Source organism: Prevotella sp. HMSC077E09, assembly GCF_001814685.1.
Lineage (GTDB): Bacteria > Bacteroidota > Bacteroidia > Bacteroidales > Bacteroidaceae > Prevotella > Prevotella oris.
Genome location: NZ_KV817574.1, coordinates 39108 through 62255 on the forward strand (window position 1 = coordinate 39108; position 23148 = coordinate 62255).

The following is a 23148-nucleotide window of genomic DNA, read 5'->3' on the forward strand; positions in this document are numbered from 1 at the left end:
ATATGAAATTAAACGAACTTCTCAAAAACATCACTCCGATAAAGATTATCGGAAATGATGACGTAGAAATCACAGGCGTGAATATTGATTCGCGACGCATCAAGACGGGACATCTCTTCGTTGCCATGAAGGGAACGCAGGTCGATGGGCATCAATTCATCGGCAAAGCCATTGAACTTGGTGCCATATCCGTGCTTTGTGAAGACCTTCCCGAAGTGCTTCAAGAGGGTATCACCTATATCCAGGTGGAATCAACAGAGGATGCTGTCGGTAAGGTTGCCACCTTGTTTTATGGTGATCCGTCGCATAAACTGAAGTTGGTCGGCGTGACGGGAACCAATGGAAAGACCACCATTGCCACCTTATTATATAATATGTTCCGTAAGTTCGGCCATAAGGTCGGACTGCTTTCCACGGTCTGCAACTATATTGATGATGTTGAAGTGCCAGCCGACCACACGACTCCTGACCCCATCGAACTCAACGAACTCTTGGCAAAGATGGTTGAAGCCGGCTGTGAATATGCCTTCATGGAATGTTCAAGTCATGCCATTCATCAGAAGCGTATCGGCGGTTTGAAGTTTGCCGGTGGTCTTTTTACCAATCTCACCCGCGACCACTTGGACTATCACAAGACTTTCGAAAACTACCGAAATGCCAAGAAAGCCTTCTTCGATGGCCTGCCCAAGGATGCTTTTGCCATTACCAATGCCGACGATAAAAACGGCATGATCATGGTGCAGAACACCAAGGCAACCGTCAAGACTTATTCAATCCGCACGTTGGCCGACTTCCGTGCCCGCATTTTAGAATGCCACTTTGAGGGCATGTATCTTGAGATTGACGGCCGTGAAGTAGGCGTTCAGTTCATCGGTAAGTTCAATGTCAGCAACCTTTTGGCAGTCTATGGCGCTGCAATCATGTTAGGCAAGAAGCCCGAAGATGTGCTCTTGGTGCTCAGTACGCTGCATAGTGTCAACGGACGCCTTGAACCTATCCATTCTCCTGAAGGCTTCACGGCAATTGTCGACTATGCTCATACACCCGATGCATTGGCAAATGTGCTCAACGCCATACACGAAGTACTTGATGGCAAAGGGCATGTGATTACCGTTTGTGGTGCAGGAGGAAACCGTGATAAGGGCAAACGTCCACTCATGGCACAGGAAGCTGTCAGACAAAGTGACAAGGTTATCATTACCAGTGACAATCCCCGATTTGAAGAACCGCAGGATATCATCAACGATATGCTCGCGGGATTGAACGAACAGCAGATGCGAAAGGTCATCTCGATTGTCGACCGTAAGGAGGCCATTCGCACAGCCTGCATGATGGCCCAGAAAGGAGATGTGGTGCTTGTTGCCGGTAAAGGGCACGAAACCTATCAGGAAATCAAGGGCGTGAAGCATCATTTCGATGATAAGGAAGTGCTTCATGAAATTTTCAAAGCATAAAAACAAGGTATAAAGTTTAAGGAAAATGTTATACTATCTTTTTAGATTTCTCGAACAATATGGCATCAGTGGGTCACGCATTTGGGGCTATATCTCTTTCCGGGCACTGCTTGCTTTGATTCTCTCTTTGGTCATTTCAGCATGGGCCGGAGAGAAGTTTATCAAGTTCTTAAAGCGTAAACAGATCACAGAAACACAGCGCGACGCCTCTATAGACCCCTTTGGTGTCAAGAAGATTGGCGTTCCTTCGATGGGTGGAGTCATTATCATTCTCTCCATTCTTGTGCCTGTTCTGCTCCTTGGCCGACTGCGAAACGTCTATCTCATCCTGATGATTATTACTACCGTATGGTTGGGATTTCTCGGTGGAATGGATGATTATATCAAGATTTTCCGCCGTGACAAAGAGGGATTGAAAGGCAAATACAAGATTGTCGGGCAAATAGGTATCGGGCTTATCGTGGGACTTGTGTTGTGGATGTCGCCCGATGTAAAGATGAATGAGAATATAGCCATTGCCCGTCAAGGCCAGGAAATGGTCGTCAAGCACCGTGCCAAAGCCCACAAATCCTTGAAAACGACAATCCCGTTCGTTAAAGGTCACAACCTCAGTTACAGCAATCTGATGAGCTTCTGCGGTAAACATAAGGTTGCAGCAGGCTGGATTCTCTTCGTCATCATGACCATTTTGGTGGTAACGGCAGTGAGTAACGGGGCCAATCTCAATGATGGAATGGACGGCATGTGTGCCGGAAACTCGGCCATTATAGGCGTAGCCATCGGCATTCTGGCCTATGTGAGCAGCCATATACAGTTTGCAGCCTACCTCAACATCATGTATATCCCCCAAAGCGAAGAGCTTGTGGTCTTCATGTGTGCCTTTATCGGTGCGCTGATTGGCTTCCTTTGGTATAATGCCTACCCTGCCCAAGTGTTCATGGGCGACACGGGATCACTGACCATCGGAGGTATCATTGCCGTGAGTGCCATTATCATTCACAAGGAGTTGTTGCTTCCCATACTCTGCGGTATCTTCTTCGTTGAGAGTCTGAGTGTCATCATTCAAGTCTACTACTACAAGCTTGGTAAACGCCGCGGCATGAAGCAACGCGTCTTCAAACGCACGCCGATACATGACAACTTCCGCGTCACCGACGACCAACTTGACCCTGACTGCAAATATCTTCTCAAGAGTCCGCGTAGTCCGAAGCATGAAGCAAAGATAACCATACGCTTCTGGATTATCACGATTATCCTTGCAGCATTAACCATTATCACATTAAAAATAAGATAAAATGAGCCGAATCGTTATATTGGGAGCCGGAGAAAGTGGTGCCGGTGCAGCCGTATTAGCCAAGAAGAAGGGTTTCGACGTGTTCGTTTCTGACATGTCTCTGATCAAGGACAAATACAAAAGCCTGCTCAACACCCATGGCATTGCATGGGAAGAAGGCCACCATACAGAAGAGAAAATACTGGATGCCGACGAGATTATCAAGAGTCCCGGCATTCCCAAGGAGGCCCCGATGATACAGAAACTCATGGCCCAGGGCACGCATATCATCAGCGAAATCGAGTTTGCGGGACGCTACACGCATTCCAAAATGGTGTGTATCACGGGCAGTAATGGCAAGACCACGACCACTTCACTCATTTATCATATCTTCAAATCAGCAGGCTACGATGTAGGCTTGGCAGGCAACATAGGCAAGAGTCTAGCGCTCCAAGTGGCTGAAGATCCGCATGAATACTACGTCATTGAACTGAGTAGCTTCCAGTTGGACAATATGTATGACTTCCGTGCCAACATCGCTATTCTGCTCAATATCACGCCCGATCATTTGGATCGCTACGACTTTAAGTTTGAGAACTATGCCGATGCGAAGATGAGAATCATTCAAAATCAAACGCGGGAAGACAGTTTCATCTACTGGAATGACGACCCGGTGATTAAGAAAGAGCTTGAGAAGTTTGAAATCAAAGCTTATGCTTGTCCGTTCTCTGAACTCAAAGAGAAAGGCTCTATCGGCTACATCGAGGCGGGAACCTACAAACTTGAATATCCCACTCCGTTCAACATGGAGCAGGAAGCACTCTCACTGACAGGCAAACACAACATCTACAACAGTCTTGCAGCAGGTCTTGCAAGTAACATTGCCGGCATCAAAAAGGAAATCATCCGCAAGAGTCTGAGCGATTTCCCGGGGGTAGAACATCGCTTGGAAAAGGTGTGCAAGGTTGGCGGAGTGCAGTATATCAACGACTCAAAAGCCACGAATGTCGATGCCTGCTGGTATGCCTTGGAGAGCATGAAGACGCCGACCGTGCTCATTTTAGGAGGCAAAGACAAGGGCAACGACTACACACCGATCAAAGAACTCGTGAAGAAGAAATGCCGTGGACTTGTATATCTCGGTGCCGATAACAGGAAACTGCATGACAACTTCGATGCTCTCGGCCTTCCGGTAAAGGATACACACAGTATGAAAGACTGTGTTGAGGCCTGTCATGAAATGGCGAAATCGGGTGACACGGTGCTTTTGAGTCCCTGTTGTGCCAGCTTCGACCTGTTTCATAACATGGAAGAACGGGGCAATATGTTTAAGGATTTGGTGAGAGGACTATAGGGTTCGCCCCATGAGAGACACACTAACTCTCTCGAAAGGGGAACCTTCCCCGACCCCTCCCAAGGAGGGGAGAACGAGCTTGCAAGTGCTAATGAAGCATTAAGAAAAACCTCCCCCAACCCCTCTCAAGGAGGGGGAGAAAGAGCTAAGAGAATTTAATTATGCATTATGAATTGTGCATTATGAATTACAGAAGCTGCATTATGAATTATAAAAGGGCGTTAATCAGCTTGCAACTTGCGTCAAGTCAGACGCTGAAATGCGTCAGATGAGGCGGTAAGATGCGTCATATTGCGAGGTAAAATGACGCAAATTGAAACGCGGGATGTAATGCATTGAAGGTCAGGTTGTTATGAGTGAGATCTACAGAAAACAGGAAACAGACATTAACTCATTATAAACCATGCCTATAGAAGATTGAAAAAATAAAATAACGCTTGGCAGAACATGCGGGCTTTCAAAGCCGACAGTCCCCTGCAATCGAGCTTCCAAACGCTTACTTTCCTCCTTGGGGAAACAGAAAGTCACTGTTCATTGAGCCAGAGAAATAGGGAAAGCAAAGATTGAAGTGGGTGTTTAATATTGTAAATCATGAACAAAAAGACGCTTAGTAATATTTTCAAGGGCGACAAGGTCATCTGGATGATCTTCTTTTTCCTTTGTATCATCAGTGTCGTTGAGGTTTTTTCAGCCTCTTCCGGACTTACCTATAAAAGTGGAAGCTACATGTCTCCATTGGTCAAGCACCTTGGAATTCTGATGATGGGTATATTCTGTATGGTCATCACTCTGAACATCAAGTGCAAGTATTTCAAGATACTTACGCCCTTCATGCTGATTATTTCGTTTTTCACTTTGATTTGGGTTTTCATCGCGGGACAGTCAACCAACGGCGCACAACGCTGGGTAAGCCTCATCGGAATACAGTTCCAACCCTCGGAAATTGCCAAGGGAACGCTCGTGTTGGCTACCGCACAGATACTCAGTGCACTGCAAACCGACCATGGAGCAGACAAGAATGCGTTCAAGTTTATCCTCATTGTGTGTGCCTTCATCGTGCCACTTATCGGTTTGGAAAACCTCTCCACGGCCGCTTTGCTGTGTCTTGTCATCCTGCTGATGATGGTCATCGGGCGTGTCCCCATGCGTCAGTTAGGTAAGCTGTTGGGCGTAACCTTGGCTTTCATTCTGGCTGTTTTCGCAGGTGTAATGCTCTTAGGAACAGACAGAGGAAATGTCAATTCCAACAAGAAGATGACCGAACAGGTGGAACAGGGAAAGAAAGAAGAAGGAATGTTGGCTAAAGTGTTCCACCGTGCCGACACGTGGAAATCGCGCATTGATAAGTTCACATCGTCCGAAGAAGTGGCCCCTTCAGAGGTCGATCTTGACAAGGATGCGCAGGTGGCTCATGCCAACATAGCCATCGCTTCATCGAATGTGGTGGGCAAAGGCCCTGGAAACAGCGTCGAACGCGACTTCCTTTCGCAGGCTTTCTCCGATTTCATCTATGCCATTATCATTGAGGAATTAGGCGTAGAAGGTGCTGTTGGCGTTGCCGTGCTCTACATTATGCTGCTCTTCCGCACAGGACGCATCGCCAGTCGGTGCGAGAACAACTTCCCCGCCTTGCTTGCCATGGGACTCGCTTTGTTGCTTGTGACGCAGGCACTATTCAACATGTGTGTGGCCGTTGGACTTGCACCGGTCACCGGACAGCCGCTTCCGCTCGTCAGCAAGGGTGGAACTTCAACGATGATCAACTGCATTTATGTCGGCGTAATCCTGAGCGTGAGTCGCTCGGCAAAGAAGAAAGGCGAACCCGAACAGGGCAAGGTGAAATCAGTAGTGAATGAAGTAAAACTTGCCTGAGCGTTGACAAGGCAGGAAAAGGCACTTTCCAAGGAACGAAAAAAGAGTGTAAAATGCTGTAAAACTAATTTTTTTGATTACTTTTGCAATATCATAGTAATTCGTAAGAAATGGATAAGGAATTGAGAATCATCATCAGTGGTGGCGGTACGGGAGGCCATATCTTCCCGGCTGTATCCATAGCTAACGCTATCAAGGCAAAGCATCCGAATGCAAAGATCCTTTTCGTTGGTGCATTAGGACGCATGGAAATGCAGCGTGTTCCTGCTGCCGGATATGAGATTAAGGGCCTTCCCATCTGTGGATTCGACCGTAAACATCTGCTGAAAAACATCGTCGTGCTCTTCAAAATATGGAAGAGTGAGCGCATGGCGCGTAAGATTGTGAGCCAATTCAAGCCTATGGCAGCCGTCGGTGTAGGCGGATATGCAAGTGGCCCGACGCTTAATGTCTGCGCAAAAAGGGGAATCCCCTGCCTCATTCAAGAGCAGAACTCCTATGCCGGCGTTACGAATAAACTCCTTTCCAAGAAAGCTGAGAAGATATGTGTGGCCTATGAAGGCATGGAACGCTTCTTTCCGGCCGACAAAATCATTATGACCGGTAACCCCGTTCGACAGAACGTGCTCGACTCGAAGCTGTCTGTTGAAGAGGCACGTGAGTCTTTCGGACTCAATCCTAACATGAAGACAATTCTCCTTGTGGGGGGAAGTTTGGGTGCACGGACTATCAACGAGAGTATGTTGCAGCATCTTGATCTCGTCGGACAGAGTGATGTGCAGTTCATTTGGCAGACAGGTAAGGTGTATTATGAAGCCATTAAGGAGCGGTTGCAGAATGAAGAACTGCCCAACCTGAAAGCGACTGACTTCATCAGTGATATGGGGGCGGCTTACAAGGCGGCCGATTTGGTCATCAGTCGTGCCGGTGCAAGCAGCATCAGTGAGTTCTGTCTGATTGGCAAACCGGTGATACTCGTGCCCTCACCCAATGTGGCCGAAGACCATCAAACGAAGAATGCCATGGCATTGGTCAACAGGAATGCGGCTGTCTATGTCAAGGACAGCGAGGCCGTCGACGTGCTTTTGAAGACGGCACTCCATACGGTCGGCGATGCCAAGAAATTGGAATCATTGAAAGAAAACATATTAAAATTAGGATTAAAGAACTCTGCCGACGTCATTGCCGACGAGGTTATAAAGTTAGCTATAAAGTAAATGGAACTGAAAGATATTAAAGCTGTATATTTCATTGGGGCCGGAGGTATCGGCATGAGTGCTATTGCAAGATACTTCATTCATCGTGGACAAGTCGTTGCGGGCTATGACAAAACACCGTCAGACCTTACTCATCAGCTTGAAAAAGAAGGGATGTTGATCCACTATGAAGAAGATATTGACGAGATTCCCCATGCCTGCAAGAACCCCAAGTCGACGCTTGTTGTCTACACACCGGCCATTCCAGCCACGCATAAAGAGCTGGAATTCTTCCGTGAGGGAGGTTTCGAAATCCAGAAACGTGCCCAGGTCTTGGGAACATTGACACGCAGTCATAAGGGCCTTTGCTTTGCAGGGACACATGGAAAGACTACGACTTCTACAATGTGTGCACACATCATGCACCAGAGTCACATGGACTGTAATGCCTTCTTGGGCGGCATATCAAAGAACTACGGCACGAACTATATCCTTTCAGACAGCAGCGATTACGTGGTCATTGAGGCCGATGAGTTTGACCGAAGCTTTCATTGGCTGCGTCCATGGATGAGCGTTATCACCTCTACTGACCCTGATCATCTCGACATCTACGGTACAAAAGAGGCCTATCTCGAAAGCTTCCGTCACTACACTGAACTCATTCAGCCGGGTGGTGCACTGATCATTCACCGTGATTTGGAAATGAAACAGCATGTACAGGAGGGCGTTAAGGTGTATGACTACAGCCGTGAAGCGGGTGATTTCCATGCAGAAAACATTGTAATCGACAACGGAGAGATTAGCTTTGACTTTGTTTCTCCGATTGAAAATGTCAAGAATATCAAACTCGGACAGCCCGTACCTATCAACATTGAGAATGCTGTTGCGGCCATGGCTATGGCACAATTGAATGGTTGTACAGCCGAGGAACTCCGTTACGGCATGCGGACATATGCAGGCGTTGACCGCAGATTTGACTTCAAAATCAAGAATGACAAGCATGTCTTCCTGTCAGATTACGGGCATCATCCCAAGGAAGTACTGCAGAGTGCAAGGAGTCTGAAAGAACTGTTCAAGGGACGAAAGATAACCGTTATATTCCAGCCACACCTTTATACACGTACCCGCGACTTCTATCATGAGTTTGCCGATGCACTGAGTAACTTTGATGAAGTCGTTCTTACAGAGATATATCCGGCACGTGAAGAGCCGATTGAAGGCGTCACGAGTAAGTTGATATTCGATAATCTCAAGCCGGGTGTGGAGAAAACCATCATCCGAAAGGACGATGTTCTCGATTATGTGAAGAGTCGCGACTTTGATGTTCTCGTGGTTCTCGGTGCAGGAAATCTCGACAACTACGTGCCACAGATTGCAAAAATCATAGACAGTAAGAAATAAGAACCGTTTACCGAATGCACATTAACTGGAAAAAGACCATCATCGTAACGTCAGATATGCTGATTGCAGTATATCTGTTGTTGGCGTTTACGGCCTTTGATAAGCCGGAAGATACGGCCCGTCTGTGCACGAAAGTAAACATCAACATTCAGGATGAGGCCACAAATGGCTTCATTAATACCCGTGAAATCAAGGCAAGATTAGAGAAAGAGCAACTCTATCCATTAGAGAAACCGATGAAATATGTCAATCTTCGCAAGATGGAAGAGACGCTTAAAGGCAGTCCTTTCGTAAAGACTGCGGAGTGTTACAAGACACAAGCCGGCGATGTTAACATCACATTGACTCAGCGCATGCCTGTTGTGAGAATTAAAGGTGCCAATGGTGACGATTATTATCTTGATGATAACGACTGCATTATGCCTAATTCGCATTACACATCTGATTTGATTATCGCCACAGGTAACATCAACAAATGGTTTGCCACCAATTACATCTCACCGCTGAGCAAGGAGTTGATGAGCAATGAACTATGGTGTAACCAGATAGAACAAATCAATGTATTGCCTGATCTCGGTATCGAACTGATACCACGTGTGGGAAATCATATCATCTATATAGGCCAGTTGCCTTATTACAAGAATAAGAAAAAGCGTCAGACTGCCGTAGCTGGTTTCGTAGACAAGAAGATGGAACGCCTTGAGAAGTTCTATAAATACGGTCTTTCTCAAGCAGGTTGGAACCGTTACAGCTACATCAACCTTGAGTTTGACAATCAGATTATCTGTAAACGAAAGGACGGAAAGCGTGAAGAGAAGGAGGGAGTAGATGAGGCTTTGGCCGTGAGTGACGTCATAGGAGCAACTGATCAGAAGCCTGAAAGCGGGCAGAAGACCGAACAATCTGCGGTTTCAGCGCCAACCAATAAGAAGGCTGAAGCGAAGCAACCGGAGCCAAAGAAATCTGAAACTACGACTGACAAGAAAAAGGGCAAGACTGAAAACACGAAACCTAAGTCCGCAGATAAGACAGAGAAAAGTGCTCCGAAGATTAAAGAAAAGAAGAAACGGAAGTTGAATAGATAAAGATATAACGCATGGCAGAATTTATAGTTGCTATAGAACTGGGGTCGACTAAGATCACCGGTATAGCTGGAAAGAAGAACCTTGACGGCAGTATCACCGTGCTTGCTGTTGTCAGAGAAGACTCTACACAGTGCATCCGCAAGGGTGTTGTGTATAATATTGACAAGACGGTGCAGTGTCTTACCAATATTGTTACCAAGCTGAAAACTACGCTCAAGACTGATATTGCCCACGTTTATGTAGGTGTTGGCGGTCAGTCTATCCGCAGTGTGCGCAATGTTATCGTGAAAGATCTCCCCGCAGATACCATTGTTTCGCAGGAAATGGTCAATCAGTTAATGGATGCCAACCGTATGATGAGCTATCCAGACCGTGAGATACTCGAGGCTGCCACACAGGAATACAAGGTCGATCAGCAATATCAACTCGACCCGGTAGGCATTCAATGCAACCGATTGGAAGGCAACTTCCTCAATATTCTGTGGCATCGCACATTCTATCGCAACCTCAATAAATGCTTCGATCTGGCCGGGATAGCCATTGCCGAGATGTATCTTGCACCGATGGTGTTGGCAGACAGCGTGCTGAGTGAAGCCGAGAAACGGTCAGGTTGCGTGCTTGTTGACTTGGGAGCAGAGACTACAACGGTGTCCGTCTACTACAAAAACATCCTTCGCCACTTGGCAGTCATCCCACTTGGAGGCAATAACATCACGAAAGATATTGCTTCCCTGCAGATGGAAGAGACCGATGCAGAGAAAATGAAGATTAAATATGCCAGTGCTTACACCGACAACAGCGACATTGACAACAGCCTGATGCTCTCCATAGATGCCGAGCGTCAGATTGAAAGTCGCAAGTTCATAGAAGTTGTTGAGGCGCGTGTTGAAGAGGTCATTGAGAATGTTTGGTTTCAGGTTCCTGCCGAATATGCCAACAATCTGTTGGGAGGTATCATCCTCACGGGTGGCGGATCAAACCTCAAAAACATTGAAACAGCATTCCGCAATCACACGCATATAGAGAAGATACGCACTGCAAAGTTCGTCTCACAAACCATTAATGCTACCAACGAAAGCATCAATGCACACGATGGAACAATGAATACTGTTCTCGCTATTCTGGCAAAAGGCGACATGAACTGTGCGGGATCAGAGATTAAAAGCGACCTTTTTGCCAGCGCACCCGATGCCAAAACCACGACAACGACAGTTGACTTGCATCAGAAACCACGTACACTGAACGAGACAACCGGTAGCGGAGTGGTACGCACAGAGGTTGAGAAACAGAAAGCAGAAGAGGAAGAAAAACGCCGCAAGGAGGCCGAAATGGAAGCTGAACTCGAGGCACAACGCGAGGAAGAAGCGCGTATTGCCAAGGAAAAGAAAGAGAACAGCACCTCTCATAAGATTTTCAAAGAACTCAAGAGTTTCTTTGGAAAGATGATCTCCGAAGACGAATAATCGTATAAACACATAGTTCTGACAATTAAATAAAGACGATATGGCTGATAATATCAATAAATCATCAATCTTGGATTTCGGTGAACCTGAGAAAGTTGACAGCATCATTAAGGTGATAGGTGTCGGCGGTGGAGGTGGCAATGCCGTTAATCATATGTATCGTGAAGGTATTCATGACGTCACGTTTGTACTCTGCAACACCGACAATCAGGCGCTCAACGACTCGCCGGTTCCCGTGCACCTGCAGCTTGGAAAGGAAGGACTTGGCGCAGGAAACAAGCCTGCCAAGGCTCGTCAGGCAGCTGAAGAAACCATTGATGACATTAAGCATATGCTCAGTGACGGCACGAAAATGGCTTTCATCACTGCCGGAATGGGTGGTGGAACAGGTACGGGAGCAGCTCCTGTCATAGCCCGTGTATCCAAGGAATTGGGCATTCTGACAGTTGGTATCGTGACAATTCCCTTCCGTTTTGAGGGAGATCGCAAGATAGATCAGGCGCTCGACGGCGTTGAAGAGATGTCAAAGCACGTTGATGCCCTATTGGTAATCAACAACGAACGCCTGCGGGAGATTTATCCCGACCTTACAGTTCTCGATGCATTCGGCAAGGCCGACGATACATTGAGCATTGCAGCGAAGAGCATTGCAGAGATAATCACCAACCATGGACTTATCAATCTCGACTTCAACGATGTCAAGACAGTGCTTAAAGACGGCGGAGTGGCCATTATGAGCACAGGTTATGGCGAAGGCGAAGGCCGTGTGAAGAAGGCTATCGACGATGCACTGAACTCGCCATTGCTGAACGACAACGACATCTTCAACTCCAAGAAGATTTTGTTGAGCATTAATTTCTGCAATGAAAAAAACGACAATTCGGGCCTCATGATGGAGGAAATGAACGATGTCAACGACTTCATGGCGAAGTTTGGAAGCGACTTTGAAATCAAATGGGGAATTGCCATAGACCCTGAATTGGGTAAACGGGTCAAGGTTACTATCCTTGCAACGGGCTTCGGTATTGAGGATGTAGACGGCATGGACGGGCATCTGAAGAAGCATACGCAGGAAGAAGCCGACCGCATCGCACAGGAAGAGGAACGCCGTGCAGAGCGGGATGAACGCCGAGGCCACTATTATGGCAGCATAGGAAAGAACAATCAGTATAAGCGCAGGCCTCATATCTTCCTGTTCCGACCTGAAGATCTCGACAACGAAGACGTCATTCTTGCAGTTGAAAACACTCCAACTTACAAGCGTACTCGCCAGATGTTGGAGGAAATTCGCAATTTAGCATCAGGTGCGCACGTAGCTAAGAACGATGAAAAGGGCGGAGACGAGCCTGTACAATCGGTCATCAGTTTTGCATAAAGCATGCTGTTCAGAAGTCAGCTTCCTCCTTATGAAAAGATGTAGGAGTTGACCTCACGAACGCATTTACAAGCAACAAACCAACGATAGATAAGTTCTTGATTTACAAGCACATTCAAGATGGTTTCTAATATGGGTCACTTTACGTTGTAAAGTGACCCATATTGCGTTGTAAAGTGACTGAGATTACACGCTGATATGACGCATATTGCAGACTTACTTGCATGCTTTGAAGTAAGCGCTGAAATGATTTACCACTGTTTTCTCTCCTTTCAGCCAGTCTGTCTGCTATCTTCATGAAGACGTGTAAAAGTCTGCACAACTGATGAAAGATGACAGGATAGACACCCGGTGAAGTCAGAAAACAGTGGTAAAGCAAAAGAACAATATATAAAAAGCTATTCAGGTGCCCAATGATGAGCACCTGCTTACCTGCTTGTTATTTGCAAGGGCACTCGCCGAATTCGTTGTCAGCAACGCTCGGAAGAACGCAGAAATAAAGCAATACCAAGCCACCGAACGGAACAAGGTTAATGAACCAATAGACACTTGGCTTGCCAACATCGTGCAATCTCCTTATCTGGGCACAGATACTTGCAGGAACACAAGCTAAGGTTGCAAGCAAAAATAAACCACCAACGAGTAAAAACAAGCCTCCAACAATGCCAAGTCCGCTACCGGATTGAAATGCTGCGCTTAAGCTTAGGATGATTATTCCAACAAAATACAAGCAGATCTGGAACAGCACGAAATACCAATACTCACTTCTTGAAGCTCTCCCGTCTAATTTAAATGACTTGGAAAGGCATGTTTTTACAGCTTCTGTAATTTCCATAATTAATAATTTTAAAAGTTAAGAAAATTCTAATATCGTTGTTATTACATGTTTTTCATCACGGCTATAGCCACAAACTGACAAGATATAAGGCGTATATCGTCGCCCGTAAGCACATGTTTCACACACGTATATCCGATTTGTTCTGCCACAAAGATAGATAAAATATCTTACATTCAAAGGCTTTTTGTATAGAAAAATAACCTAAAAGGAACAAAAACATGAACTTTGTTACATTCCGACCAAACCAAAATGGGGGAGTGCACTGCAAATAACTGTGAAACAACTTCTACCTATAGGAACTGCAACAAACAAAAAAGGAATCACTTTCGTAATTCCTTTTCGTGCGCTTCAAGATGGGCTTGAACCAACGACCCCCTGATTAACAGTCAGGTGCTCTAACCAACTGAGCTATTGAAGCATGGTGCAAACAGCATTACTGAATTGCGTTTGCAAAGGTAAGATATTCTTTTTTAAACGCCAAACATTTTCGAGAAAAAAATCATTTCACGCCTCTTTTTATCAATTTTAGCCTTTACAATGGTGGTTATTACATCCATATATATTACTTTTGTACGTATTATGAGAAAGTTGTTGATATATATTTTTGCGCTGCTCTCACTACCGGTTGTCGCGCAAAGTGATAAAGACCATAACTTCACCGTGGCCAAGAACCTCGAAGTGTTCAATGCCATTTACAAGAACCTTGACCTGCTTTATGTCGACAAACTGCCTGCCGACACGGTTATCGGCAATGCAGTTGATGCTATGCTTGAGTCGCTTGACCCCTACACGGAGTTCTATCCGCAGGCCAAGGGCAAAGACCTCAAGATGCTGATGACAGGAAAATATGCCGGTGTCGGTGCGTTGATACGCTACAGTCCGAAGTATAAGAATGTCTTCATTGACGAGCCTTATGAGAACATGCCGGCTGCAAATGCAGGCCTACGTAAAGGCGATTTAATCCTCTCCATAGATGATCTTTCGATGGAAGGAAAGACGACTCAGTTTGTCAGTGACCATCTTCGGGGAGATGCCGGCACGACATTCATGATTAAAATTCGCCGTCCGTCGACAGGTAAAATCATGAAACTGAAGATTACGCGTGGCGCTATCAAGATGCCTGCTGTGCCTTATTATGGACTGCTTGACAGCGGCATCGGATATATCAATCTCAATCAATTCACCGAGGATTGCTCTAAGGATTTCCGCCGCGCTTTTGTTGAAATGAAGAAAAACGGCATGCAGAAACTCATCGTTGACCTGCGTAATAACGGTGGCGGATTAGAGAGTGAAGCCGTCAATATCGTTAATCTCTTCGTGCCGAAAGACGTGACCATCGTTTCAAACCATGGCAAAGTGAAGCGTCTTGACCGCGACTATAAGACGACTGCCGAGCCTATCGACACCGTCATTCCTATCGTTGTGCTGGTCAACAACAACACTGCAAGCTCCAGTGAGATTACAGCCGGTGCGCTACAAGACCTCGACCGCGCCGTCATTATGGGCACACGTACCTATGGGAAAGGCCTCGTACAGACCACGGTCGACCTGCCTTATAACGGCAAGATGAAGCTCACCACGCACAAATATTATATTCCAAGCGGTCGCTGTATTCAGGCTATCAACTACCGACATGACCGTGGTGGCAGCACAGAGCATGTGCCCGACTCGCTCAGTAAGGTGTTCCACACTCTGCATGGCCGTGAGGTTCGCGATGGCGGCGGCATCAAACCCGACCTTGAAATAGCGCCCGACACGGCATCAAACATCCAGACCTATCTCATGTCGGTTATCGATTCCACGGAGACTGTGCTTGATTACATCGTCAGCTATGTGGCAAAACACCCGACGATAGCAACCCCTTCGGCATTTGAACTCACCGATGAGGACTATGAAGCCTTTAAGCAACACGTGCTCAAAAGCGGTTTCAAATACGACGGTGTGAGTGAGAAGATATTGAAAGAACTTGTGAAAACAGCGAAATTCGAGGGCTATTATAACGACGCAAAGCCAGAGTTTGACGCCATTGAAAACAAGTTGAAGCACAACGTAGCCAAGGACCTTGACTACAATCGTGACCGCATCATGCAGGCTTTGGCAAGCACTATTGTCAGCATTTACTATTATCAGCGTGGCACAATCGAGTACACATTGAAGCACGACAAGCAGATTAAAGCGGCTCAAAAACTGCTTGATAATCCTGCGAAATATAAGGAGATCCTTGCTTCTCCCAATCTTATCAAAGGCGGAGAGAACCGCGTCCGCAAGTAGAAAGACCTGACTTACCGGGCTGAAAGCCCTGACACTACAAGCATAGAAGAATGGTTTGCGCAGTCACAACGACAGTGAGCGCAAACCATTTTTATTTGCTTTCACGCCCATGAGCAATGCAATCATTTAGGTATATATAACAACAAGAATGCTTTTTCGGGCAGAACTATAGCCGTTTTTAATCATAAAAACAAGTGATTTATAAACGGGAAACAAAATTTTCAGACCTGATGTATCCTCGTTTTCCATATCTTATATTATCTTTGCCATAACACTTTGTCACAAAAAGATTAGGAGAAATGAAGAATTTCATTAAGGAATTGAAACGCAAGGACCACCCACATGTGCTGGGAGGATTGGATATTTTCAAGTATATTGGGCCAGGATTACTCGTCACCGTGGGCTTTATTGACCCGGGAAACTGGGCAAGTAACTTCGCCGCGGGTTCTGAATACGGCTATGCTTTGCTATGGGTTGTGACACTTTCCACCATTATGCTCATTGCCTTACAGCACAACGTGGCTCACTTAGGCATAGTAACGGGCCTCTGTCTGAGTGAGGCCGCCGTGAAATATGCACCCAAATGGGTGGGGCGACCGATAGTAGTGAGTGCTATTTTAGCCAGCATCTCAACCTCATTAGCCGAGATATTAGGGGGTGCCATCGCGTTGCAAATGCTCTTTGGTATCAGCATTCCGACAGGTGCAATACTGACAACGGCGGCCACACTCATCATGCTCTTCACTAACAGTTACAAGAAGATGGAACGCGCTATCATAGGTTTTGTGTCGATGATTGGCCTTTCGTTTATCTATGAACTCTTTCTTGTCGACATCCATTGGCCGCAGGCTTTGCAAGGCGCTTTTGTGCCTTCAGTGCCTCAAGGGTCGCTGTTGATCATCATGAGTGTGCTCGGTGCAGTGGTCATGCCACATAATCTGTTCCTGCATTCAGAGATTGTTCAGAGTCGGGAAATACATCTGAAAGGAGATGAACGCATTCAACATATGCTGAAATATGAATTTGTAGACACCCTGTTTTCCATGATTGTGGGCTGGGCCATTAATTCAGCAATGATATTGTTAGCGGCAACTACGTTCTTTGCTCACGGGCAACATGTTGACGAACTGTCCCAAGCGCAGGCCATGCTTCAGCCACTTTTAGGCAACAATGCAGCCAACATCTTTGCCATAGCCTTACTGTTGGCGGGCATTTCAAGCACAATCACAAGTGGAATGGCAGCCGGAAGCATCTTCTCGGGCCTTTTCGGTGAGTCGTATAATGCCAAAGATACTCACTCCATCTTAGGCATCGTGCTGTCGCTCGGCATAGCTCTGCTTTTGATTTTCTTTATTGGTGACCCTTTCAAAGGACTGATTATTTCACAGATGTTCCTATCGGTTCAATTGCCTTTCACGGTATTTCTGCAAGTAGGTCTCACTTCTTCACGCCGCGTCATGGGCAAGTATGCCAACAGTCTGCCTAATGCTATCTTCCTTTATTCATTGGCCGGCATCGTTACTCTGCTGAATATATGGTTGCTTATTGAGAGTTTTGCATAGAGAAAAGCTATAAATGCTTTGATTTTACACATACACCGGCAATGTCTCGGGCTTGTTCTCAAAGAACCCGTATGCAGTAAGGAAAGAACATAAGCAAATAAGTCTATACTCTACCACCCCTGTTATCCACGTTTGTTTCTGTACGACAGAATGTTACCACTTCACCCAAATCATTGCAAAGTAAGTGTAGCTTGATTTCATGATGCCAGCCCATGTACCCTTTCCACTCTTGACAAGACCGATAAAGACCTTATTGAGATACCGTCTTATATTGTGATATACAGAATCATCGTACTGTCAACGAATGTTATACTTGTACATATAGGGATTCCTATCCTGGGATATTGATTTTGTATTTGCTGGTTGATTCTGTACCACATAAAGCGTAAAAAAAATAGATAAAAGTTTGGTAATCGTCGAAAAAAACATTACCTTTGCGCCCAGATTGTCCTATGGTGTAATGGTAGCACTACAGTTTTTGGTTCTGTCAGTGGTGGTTCGAATCCGCCTGGGACAACAAAAAGCATTGGTTTTACCAATAAGTTATGTGCTAAGTATTCCGTAAAGAGTTCCGTTTTTTTATTGCGAAATTATATTAATAAGAAGGATAGCCTCAACGTTACCCCTTATTTCTTACTCCTTGTCATCAAAGCACATTAAAGGAACTTCATAAAATTCTGTTGGTTCTGTAAGACTTAAAAAGGTGCTGAAGCCGTAAAGTTCTTTCACAACTCAAAGCGCTTTTTTGCTTCTTTACTTAAAGATATGGCATGAAGTGCACCCATAATGCCACAGCGCATGTCGTTAATAGTTCCAAGGTTGTACACTTCAGTAAATACAATTGCAACGTGCTTGAGAGCTAACTTGAGGGAGGTTGTGGATAAAAACCTCTCTTTTTTAGGCTTGTTAAACAATATGTTTATCTCTACTAAATATCTGCTGTGCTATAACTTCCTACTGAAAGAGATCATCAACTCAAAGGAGTAGAAAACGAAAAAGTCGAAACTCATTCACGAGTTCCGACTTCATCTATTTTTAACTAAAAACCTTTCAAAACAAATGGTAACCTCACGGTCTCCATTGTTATCTACGAAACAATCTGTTAAAAATTACCTTAAACCTAATAACTAAAACCTAAAATCTATTACTACTAACCTAAACAATCTATTAACCTTTTGATGATGCAAAGGTATATCCTTATCCTAACATCTACAACAAAATACATGTTTTTCATGCAGAAAAGCCGTTTTTCTTGACCTAAATCAACAAATTGTGCCCGCACACAATGTCAAAACAGCCTTTAATCTGCTATAAAAGAACAGACCAAACAAGCCATAACAGTCCCTAAAATACATCATCAAGCCCTTTTCCTATTATTATTTTATATTTTCAAAGCAACCTCATAGAGCTGCAACTACTTTTTATGCTTATCCTTTTTCACTTCTTTACTTTTTCCTTATCTTTGCAGAAAGATAGTCAAAAAGACAATGAGAGTTCTAATTGTAAATACAAGTGAGCGCACGGGAGGGGCTGCCTTAGCTGCCAACCGACTGATGGACGCGCTTAATAATAACGGTGTCAAGGCCAAAATGTTGGTGCGCGACAAGGTCACAGACGACATTACCGTTGTGCCCCTCTCCCATACCCTGCGCAACCATTTGCGTTTTCTTTGGGAACGTTGGTGCATCTTCTGGCACCTTCATTTCAAGCGCAAACACCTCTTCGAAATAGATATCGCCAACACAGGTGCCGACATTACGCGCCTGTCAGAATTCAAGGAAGCCGATATTATCCACCTTTCGTGGATCAATCAAGGCATACTTTCACTGAAAGGTATCCGCAAGATACTCAACAGTGGCAAGCCTGTTGTGTGGACAATGCACGACATCTGGCCTGCCACCGGCATCTGTCATATCACGCTTAACTGCCAGCGTTTTCAATCCTCCTGCGGCAACTGCCGACTTCTCCCCAACGGCGGTTCACTGCGTGATCTATCTTATAAGGTGTTCAAACGTAAGAAAGCGATGCTTGAGGGCCATGATATTTCATTCGTCACTTGCAGTAAATGGCTCGAAAAAGAAGTCCGCAAGAGTGCTCTCCTGACCAATCAACAGATACAGACCATCCCCAATCCCATCGACACCCGCATCTTCCGACCACACGACAAAAAGCAAGCGCGACTGCGTATCAACTTACCTTTAGACATGAAAGTCATTCTCTTTGTCGCCCAACGTATAGCAAACGAGAACAAAGGCATATTTTATCTTATTGACGCCTGCCACAAAATGGCGGCTGAACACCCAGAGATGGTGCATAACACCTTTGTTGCCGTGCTCGGCGGAGGTAGGGGGAACATAGGTGATGTCTTTGATTTCTGCACGGGTAAATTAGGATATGTGAATGACACTCAACAGATTGTAGACATCTATAACGCCGCCGACGTGTTCGTTCTGCCCTCACTTTCCGAGAATCTTCCCAACACTATCATGGAAGCAATGGCCTGCGGTGTACCCTGTGTGGGCTTCAAAGTGGGGGGTATTCCCGAAGAAATCGACCATAAGAAGAATGGCTATGTGGCCGAATATCGCGATGCCGACGATCTCGCCCGAGGTCTGCACTGGGTGCTTTGTGAGGCCGATCACGAGGCTTTGAGCCGTGAAGCCGTACACAAAGTGGCTACGAACTACTCACAACATGCCGTTGCCATGAAATATATAGAGGTGTACAACCAGGCGCTGGCCCTTAAAAATTATCACTTATGATCCGCTTTTCTATCATCACCTGCACCTATCAGGCCGCCTCTGTACTTCAGCGAACCCTCGACAGTGTACTTCATCAGAGTTATTCCCACCTTGAACATATCATTCTTGATGGGGCTTCAACCGATGACACTGTCAGCATGGTGAAACACTACATGGAAGAAAACGAAGCTCAAGAAGACTGCATCCACGACATCATCTTCACCTCGGAACGCGATAACGGACTCTATGATGCCATGAATAAAGGCATCATGAAGGTCACGGGCGACTATCTTGTATTCCTCAATGCCGGTGATGTTTTCCCTTCACCCGACACCCTTGAGCATATTGCCGGCTGCGTTGGAGAGGGCGAAACGCTCCCCGGTGTTCTCTATGGCGACACCGATATCGTCGACAACAATGGCCATTTCCTGCGCCACCGTAGGCTCTCTGCGCCTAAAAAGCTCACATGGCGTTCGTTCCGCAGTGGCATGTTGGTGTGTCATCAGGCCTTTTATGCCCGCACAGACATCGCCAAACAAAACCTCTACGACCTGCATTTCAAACTCTCTGCCGACGTCGACTGGTGCATCCGAGTGATGAAAACGGCAGCTCAACAACACCTGCCATTGCGAAACGTCAATGCAGTTATCGTCAACTATCTTGTTGGTGGACTGAGCATTAAAAATCATCGGGCATCACTCAAGGAGCGCTTCCGGGTGATGTGTCAACATTATGGTTTCTGCACGACTGCAATCTTTCATATTTGGTTTTTAATTCGAAGTATAATACGAAAATAGTGTGAAAAATGTTATTTTCTAATAATATTTTTCTTCATTTCATTACTTCAACGTATATTTGCAGCGTTGAATTAAAAAAGAAAAGATTATGAAAAAGATTATGTTATGTGCAGCCTTCGTGGTTGCTTCATTTGGATTTGCAAACGCTCAGGTTGTGAAATGCACAGAAAAGAAGTGCGAGAAGACAGAACAATGCACTAAAGACAAGCAGTGCAAAGATGCAAAACATGAGTGTGATATGGCGTGCAAGAAAGATTGCAAGACATCCGGAGCCTGCTGCAAAAAGGCAGATAAGAAAGGCGCATGCTGCAAGAAAGACGCTAAGAAATGTCCAGCTAAGAAAGCACAGGGCAAGAAAGCTGCCAAGAAAGACAAGATGTAATTCTCTTTCTGCCGCTTCTCCAAAGAAAAAATAAGCAGATACAAATTTATAATCAGTGCCAAGACGCATCATTACATGCGCCTTGGCACTTTGCTTTATCCCTTAAGCTTGATTTTCGTTTTCAATCTCTTCGGCCGAGACTTCCTCTTTTCCACGTCTGACATCGCCACTGAAAGTGACAAAATAAAAACCTCGACGCGGTGTCCACTCCATGCAAAAGAGTTCAGAGGGACGCTCGAAACCATTCTTCTTAAGATTGCGAAGCACCCAGTTTTTAGTTTTATCACACTGTATGAGCGTGCTGTCCACGATCTCACCGTTATTGATCAGCAGATGTGACTGAGGCGTTCTGTTGGTCGAAAGCACCGTAACGGCGCCATTAGTCTCAAACAAAACATCGTCAACATCAAACATTGAGAAGATACCTTTCTGTCGCAACAGCAGGCGAAACTGCTCCATTTCAAGACTGTTTCGCTTGAAAGCTTTGAAGTTGATGATGCCATCGCGCACCAAATAAGAACTTGTTCCCTTGATGAGATGACGCAAACGTGCCGACCGCATGCAAAATCTTACGAGCATATTGAAACCTGTCCACACGGCCAAAGCAAACAGGATATGCCACATCGACATGTCGGGGTTGTAGAGCACACCACCGACTAAAGCACCGATAACAAATGCACTCACGGTGTCGAGTGGGGTAATCTGCGCCATTTGTACTTTTCCCGCAATGCGCAGAAAGACCAAAATGCCAATCATTCCCGTAACAAGTTTCAGGGTAATGGCAAGGTAAGGCTGAAGAACTTCTAACATTTTTAGAAACGATAATGCCGTTAAACAACGGCAAATGAAACTTTTTTTATTGAACCCTCAAACTGAACATGCACGACAAACAAGCTGCCACGGCATGCAGTTTTCAATAGCAAAGGTAGTTTATTTCTCACGAAAGAAGCAAAAAACAAAAAGAAAAAACACTTTTATAAAATAATCATTATCTTTGCAACAAACATCATAACAACAATGAGAACCAAACTTTTGCCCCTTTTCCTCCTATCGATACTGCTGCTTCTCAGCTGCCAACGCTCCGAGATTCCATTCATGCAAGCATTCCATCTCAATCCCGACAGCCTCATCATGGACTCCATTCCACAGCCTTTTGCTGATGAGAACCATGGTCTTCTGCTTTCAGGAGAACAGGTTTATCGGCTGAAAGGCAGTGCCATTGACACCTTTCCTGACATTCTTCTTTCTATCCAACGCTTCGCCGATGACTATGCCTTAGCATTTACCCATTGTGGAAATGTGGAACTTTATCTGTTCAGTCCGCAGGGAAAACGACTTGACAAGCTTGACTTAGGCTATTGGGATGCAGAGGAAAAACACATGCCCGGCAAGCCCAATATCATAAAAGCAAGTATTCGAAGAGACAGTTTAGAAAATCCTCTTGGCCACTATCAACGCCTTGACGCCACGCATTTCGAGGTGTTTTGCATTGCGAAAACCGACACCATTCGCTGGCTATATGAAGTCAGAAATCATCGTTTCTATCTGCAAAAGCGCGTGGCCAACCATGTCATAGCTACGCCTTCACGTGACATTGATGCCTATCCTTGGTCGCAGACTTATGAGGTTTGTCCGCTCATCAACGGCTACAAGGAAGTTCGTCCCAAGAACATGATCTGCGAACTAAGAAGTCCTGCCGGGCGTTTCGCTTACGAGATGATGCGCCGAAACTACGACATGGGGGCTTATTGGCAATGGATTTACGACCACCGCGGACACGAAATCCTCTCTGCCCAAATAGAAGATATATACTATTGGGCGCAACACTGTAAGGAGGAGAAACAGCAATTGCCACGCGAGATGATAGAAGAAGATATCCACAAGGTAAAGAGCAAGCCGGCAAGAAGCTACTTATTGAGACTCGTAAGAATATGGAATAACAATCCATACAAAGACCTTTGACGTTACAACCCACAGTTTCTCCTGCCTTTCCACACGTGACTTTCACACCAAACGGCCACCCTTTCACAGCATCATAACCGTAAAAAGCCAACACGCTTCGTGTTGGCTTTTTGTTTCATTCC

17 protein-coding genes, 2 tRNA genes and 1 pseudogene are annotated in these 23148 nt (G+C 45.6%); 16 read left to right on the plus strand and 4 right to left on the minus strand.

Annotation, left to right across the window (positions count from 1 at the left end; genetic code table 11):
- Nucleotides 1-2: 2 nt before the first annotated feature.
- The 9 genes from HMPREF2983_RS08665 to ftsZ all read left to right on the plus strand — a co-directional run bounded on the left by HMPREF2983_RS08665 (nt 3) and on the right by ftsZ (nt 12473).
- Entirely contained in the window at nt 3-1454 is a 1452-nt protein-coding gene (locus HMPREF2983_RS08665; protein ID WP_070667761.1) for a UDP-N-acetylmuramoyl-L-alanyl-D-glutamate--2,6-diaminopimelate ligase, read from the plus strand.
- Nucleotides 1455-1479: 25 nt separating this feature from the next.
- Nucleotides 1480-2748: a phospho-N-acetylmuramoyl-pentapeptide-transferase gene (gene mraY / locus HMPREF2983_RS08670; RefSeq protein ID WP_004373551.1), complete on the plus strand. Its 1269-nt coding sequence runs from the start codon at nt 1480-1482 to the stop codon at nt 2746-2748.
- 1 nt (nt 2749) lies between these two features.
- Entirely contained in the window at nt 2750-4081 is a 1332-nt protein-coding gene (murD, locus tag HMPREF2983_RS08675; protein WP_070667762.1) for a UDP-N-acetylmuramoyl-L-alanine--D-glutamate ligase, read from the plus strand.
- Nucleotides 4082-4672: 591 nt separating this feature from the next.
- Nucleotides 4673-5953 carry an FtsW/RodA/SpoVE family cell cycle protein gene (locus tag HMPREF2983_RS08680; protein WP_004378183.1) on the plus strand — a complete coding sequence of 427 codons (1281 nt, stop codon included), beginning with the start codon at nt 4673-4675 and terminating at the stop codon, nt 5951-5953.
- Between the two features lie 110 nt (nt 5954-6063).
- A complete protein-coding gene (gene murG, locus HMPREF2983_RS08685; protein WP_004373545.1) occupies nt 6064-7170 on the plus strand; it encodes an undecaprenyldiphospho-muramoylpentapeptide beta-N-acetylglucosaminyltransferase in 1107 nt (368 codons plus the stop codon).
- Nucleotides 7171-8550, plus strand: a complete 1380-nt coding sequence (murC, locus tag HMPREF2983_RS08690; protein WP_004378184.1) for a UDP-N-acetylmuramate--L-alanine ligase — start codon at nt 7171-7173, stop codon at nt 8548-8550.
- Between the two features lie 14 nt (nt 8551-8564).
- Nucleotides 8565-9635, plus strand: a complete 1071-nt coding sequence (locus HMPREF2983_RS08695) for a cell division protein FtsQ/DivIB (RefSeq protein WP_070667763.1) — start codon at nt 8565-8567, stop codon at nt 9633-9635.
- Between the two features lie 11 nt (nt 9636-9646).
- Entirely contained in the window at nt 9647-11098 is a 1452-nt protein-coding gene (gene ftsA, locus HMPREF2983_RS08700; protein WP_070667764.1) for a cell division protein FtsA, read from the plus strand.
- 40 nt (nt 11099-11138) lie between these two features.
- A complete protein-coding gene (gene ftsZ, locus HMPREF2983_RS08705) occupies nt 11139-12473 on the plus strand; it encodes a cell division protein FtsZ (RefSeq protein WP_004373541.1) in 1335 nt (444 codons plus the stop codon).
- 439 nt (nt 12474-12912) lie between these two features.
- Here ftsZ and HMPREF2983_RS08710 read toward each other — a convergent pair whose 3' ends face one another.
- Together HMPREF2983_RS08710 and HMPREF2983_RS08715 are read right to left on the minus strand one after the other, a co-directional pair.
- Nucleotides 12913-13308, minus strand: coding sequence for a DUF805 domain-containing protein (locus HMPREF2983_RS08710; RefSeq protein ID WP_070667765.1), 396 nt, complete (start codon nt 13306-13308; stop codon nt 12913-12915).
- A gap of 347 nt (nt 13309-13655) precedes the next feature.
- Nucleotides 13656-13729: transfer RNA gene (locus HMPREF2983_RS08715), tRNA-Asn, on the minus strand.
- Between the two features lie 161 nt (nt 13730-13890).
- Between HMPREF2983_RS08715 and HMPREF2983_RS08720 the strand changes: the two genes are divergently transcribed.
- Nucleotides 13891-15582 carry a S41 family peptidase gene (locus HMPREF2983_RS08720; protein WP_070667766.1) on the plus strand — a complete coding sequence of 564 codons (1692 nt, stop codon included), beginning with the start codon at nt 13891-13893 and terminating at the stop codon, nt 15580-15582.
- A 299-nt stretch (nt 15583-15881) separates the two neighbouring features.
- Nucleotides 15882-17144, plus strand: a complete 1263-nt coding sequence (locus HMPREF2983_RS08725) for an Nramp family divalent metal transporter (protein WP_070667767.1) — start codon at nt 15882-15884, stop codon at nt 17142-17144.
- Nucleotides 17145-17250: 106 nt separating this feature from the next.
- Here the strand turns inward: HMPREF2983_RS08725 and HMPREF2983_RS13570 are convergent.
- Nucleotides 17251-17464 (minus strand): annotated as a pseudogene (locus tag HMPREF2983_RS13570) (transposase); the annotation flags it as partial.
- Nucleotides 17465-17590: 126 nt separating this feature from the next.
- On the opposite strand from HMPREF2983_RS13570, the gene HMPREF2983_RS08730 reads away from it, so the two are divergent.
- The 4 genes from HMPREF2983_RS08730 (at nt 17591) to HMPREF2983_RS08745 (ending at nt 21064) form a co-directional block, all read left to right on the plus strand.
- A tRNA-Gln gene (locus HMPREF2983_RS08730) sits at nt 17591-17661 on the plus strand.
- Nucleotides 17662-18631: 970 nt separating this feature from the next.
- Complete coding sequence (locus HMPREF2983_RS08735; RefSeq protein ID WP_070667768.1) at nt 18632-19906, plus strand: glycosyltransferase family 4 protein; 1275 nt, start codon at nt 18632-18634, stop codon at nt 19904-19906.
- Nucleotides 19903-20682 carry a glycosyltransferase family 2 protein gene (locus HMPREF2983_RS08740; RefSeq protein ID WP_070667769.1) on the plus strand — a complete coding sequence of 260 codons (780 nt, stop codon included), beginning with the start codon at nt 19903-19905 and terminating at the stop codon, nt 20680-20682. Before HMPREF2983_RS08735 ends, HMPREF2983_RS08740 begins: the two co-directional genes overlap by 4 nt.
- An 88-nt stretch (nt 20683-20770) precedes the next feature.
- Nucleotides 20771-21064 carry a hypothetical protein gene (locus tag HMPREF2983_RS08745; protein WP_004378649.1) on the plus strand — a complete coding sequence of 98 codons (294 nt, stop codon included), beginning with the start codon at nt 20771-20773 and terminating at the stop codon, nt 21062-21064.
- A gap of 102 nt (nt 21065-21166) precedes the next feature.
- Here HMPREF2983_RS08745 and HMPREF2983_RS08750 read toward each other — a convergent pair whose 3' ends face one another.
- Entirely contained in the window at nt 21167-21874 is a 708-nt protein-coding gene (locus HMPREF2983_RS08750; protein ID WP_018920992.1) for a DUF421 domain-containing protein, read from the minus strand.
- A gap of 207 nt (nt 21875-22081) precedes the next feature.
- Here HMPREF2983_RS08750 and HMPREF2983_RS08755 point away from each other — a divergent pair, with 207 nt between their 5' ends.
- Nucleotides 22082-23026, plus strand: a complete 945-nt coding sequence (locus tag HMPREF2983_RS08755; RefSeq protein WP_246829384.1) for a hypothetical protein — start codon at nt 22082-22084, stop codon at nt 23024-23026.
- Nucleotides 23027-23148: the final 122 nt, after the last annotated feature.

Bases quoted from the DNA above. Each gene is read 5' to 3' on its own strand.
- mraY (WP_004373551.1), top strand. From the start codon at position 1,480: ATGTTATACTATCTTTTTAGATTTCTCGAACAATATGGCATCAGTGGG.
- HMPREF2983_RS08725 (WP_070667767.1), top strand. From the start codon at position 15,882: ATGAAGAATTTCATTAAGGAATTGAAACGCAAGGACCACCCACATGTG.
- HMPREF2983_RS08750 (WP_018920992.1), bottom strand. From the start codon at position 21,874: ATGTTAGAAGTTCTTCAGCCTTACCTTGCCATTACCCTGAAACTTGTT.
- HMPREF2983_RS08745 (WP_004378649.1), top strand. From the start codon at position 20,771: ATGAAAAAGATTATGTTATGTGCAGCCTTCGTGGTTGCTTCATTTGGA.
- HMPREF2983_RS08735 (WP_070667768.1), top strand. From the start codon at position 18,632: ATGAGAGTTCTAATTGTAAATACAAGTGAGCGCACGGGAGGGGCTGCC.
- HMPREF2983_RS08755 (WP_246829384.1), top strand. From the start codon at position 22,082: ATGAGAACCAAACTTTTGCCCCTTTTCCTCCTATCGATACTGCTGCTT.
- ftsZ (WP_004373541.1), top strand. From the start codon at position 11,139: ATGGCTGATAATATCAATAAATCATCAATCTTGGATTTCGGTGAACCT.
- HMPREF2983_RS08695 (WP_070667763.1), top strand. From the start codon at position 8,565: ATGCACATTAACTGGAAAAAGACCATCATCGTAACGTCAGATATGCTG.
- murD (WP_070667762.1), top strand. From the start codon at position 2,750: ATGAGCCGAATCGTTATATTGGGAGCCGGAGAAAGTGGTGCCGGTGCA.
- HMPREF2983_RS08740 (WP_070667769.1), top strand. From the start codon at position 19,903: ATGATCCGCTTTTCTATCATCACCTGCACCTATCAGGCCGCCTCTGTA.
- HMPREF2983_RS08720 (WP_070667766.1), top strand. From the start codon at position 13,891: ATGAGAAAGTTGTTGATATATATTTTTGCGCTGCTCTCACTACCGGTT.
- ftsA (WP_070667764.1), top strand. From the start codon at position 9,647: ATGGCAGAATTTATAGTTGCTATAGAACTGGGGTCGACTAAGATCACC.
- murG (WP_004373545.1), top strand. From the start codon at position 6,064: ATGGATAAGGAATTGAGAATCATCATCAGTGGTGGCGGTACGGGAGGC.
- HMPREF2983_RS08680 (WP_004378183.1), top strand. From the start codon at position 4,673: ATGAACAAAAAGACGCTTAGTAATATTTTCAAGGGCGACAAGGTCATC.
- HMPREF2983_RS08665 (WP_070667761.1), top strand. From the start codon at position 3: ATGAAATTAAACGAACTTCTCAAAAACATCACTCCGATAAAGATTATC.
- HMPREF2983_RS08710 (WP_070667765.1), bottom strand. From the start codon at position 13,308: ATGGAAATTACAGAAGCTGTAAAAACATGCCTTTCCAAGTCATTTAAA.
- murC (WP_004378184.1), top strand. From the start codon at position 7,171: ATGGAACTGAAAGATATTAAAGCTGTATATTTCATTGGGGCCGGAGGT.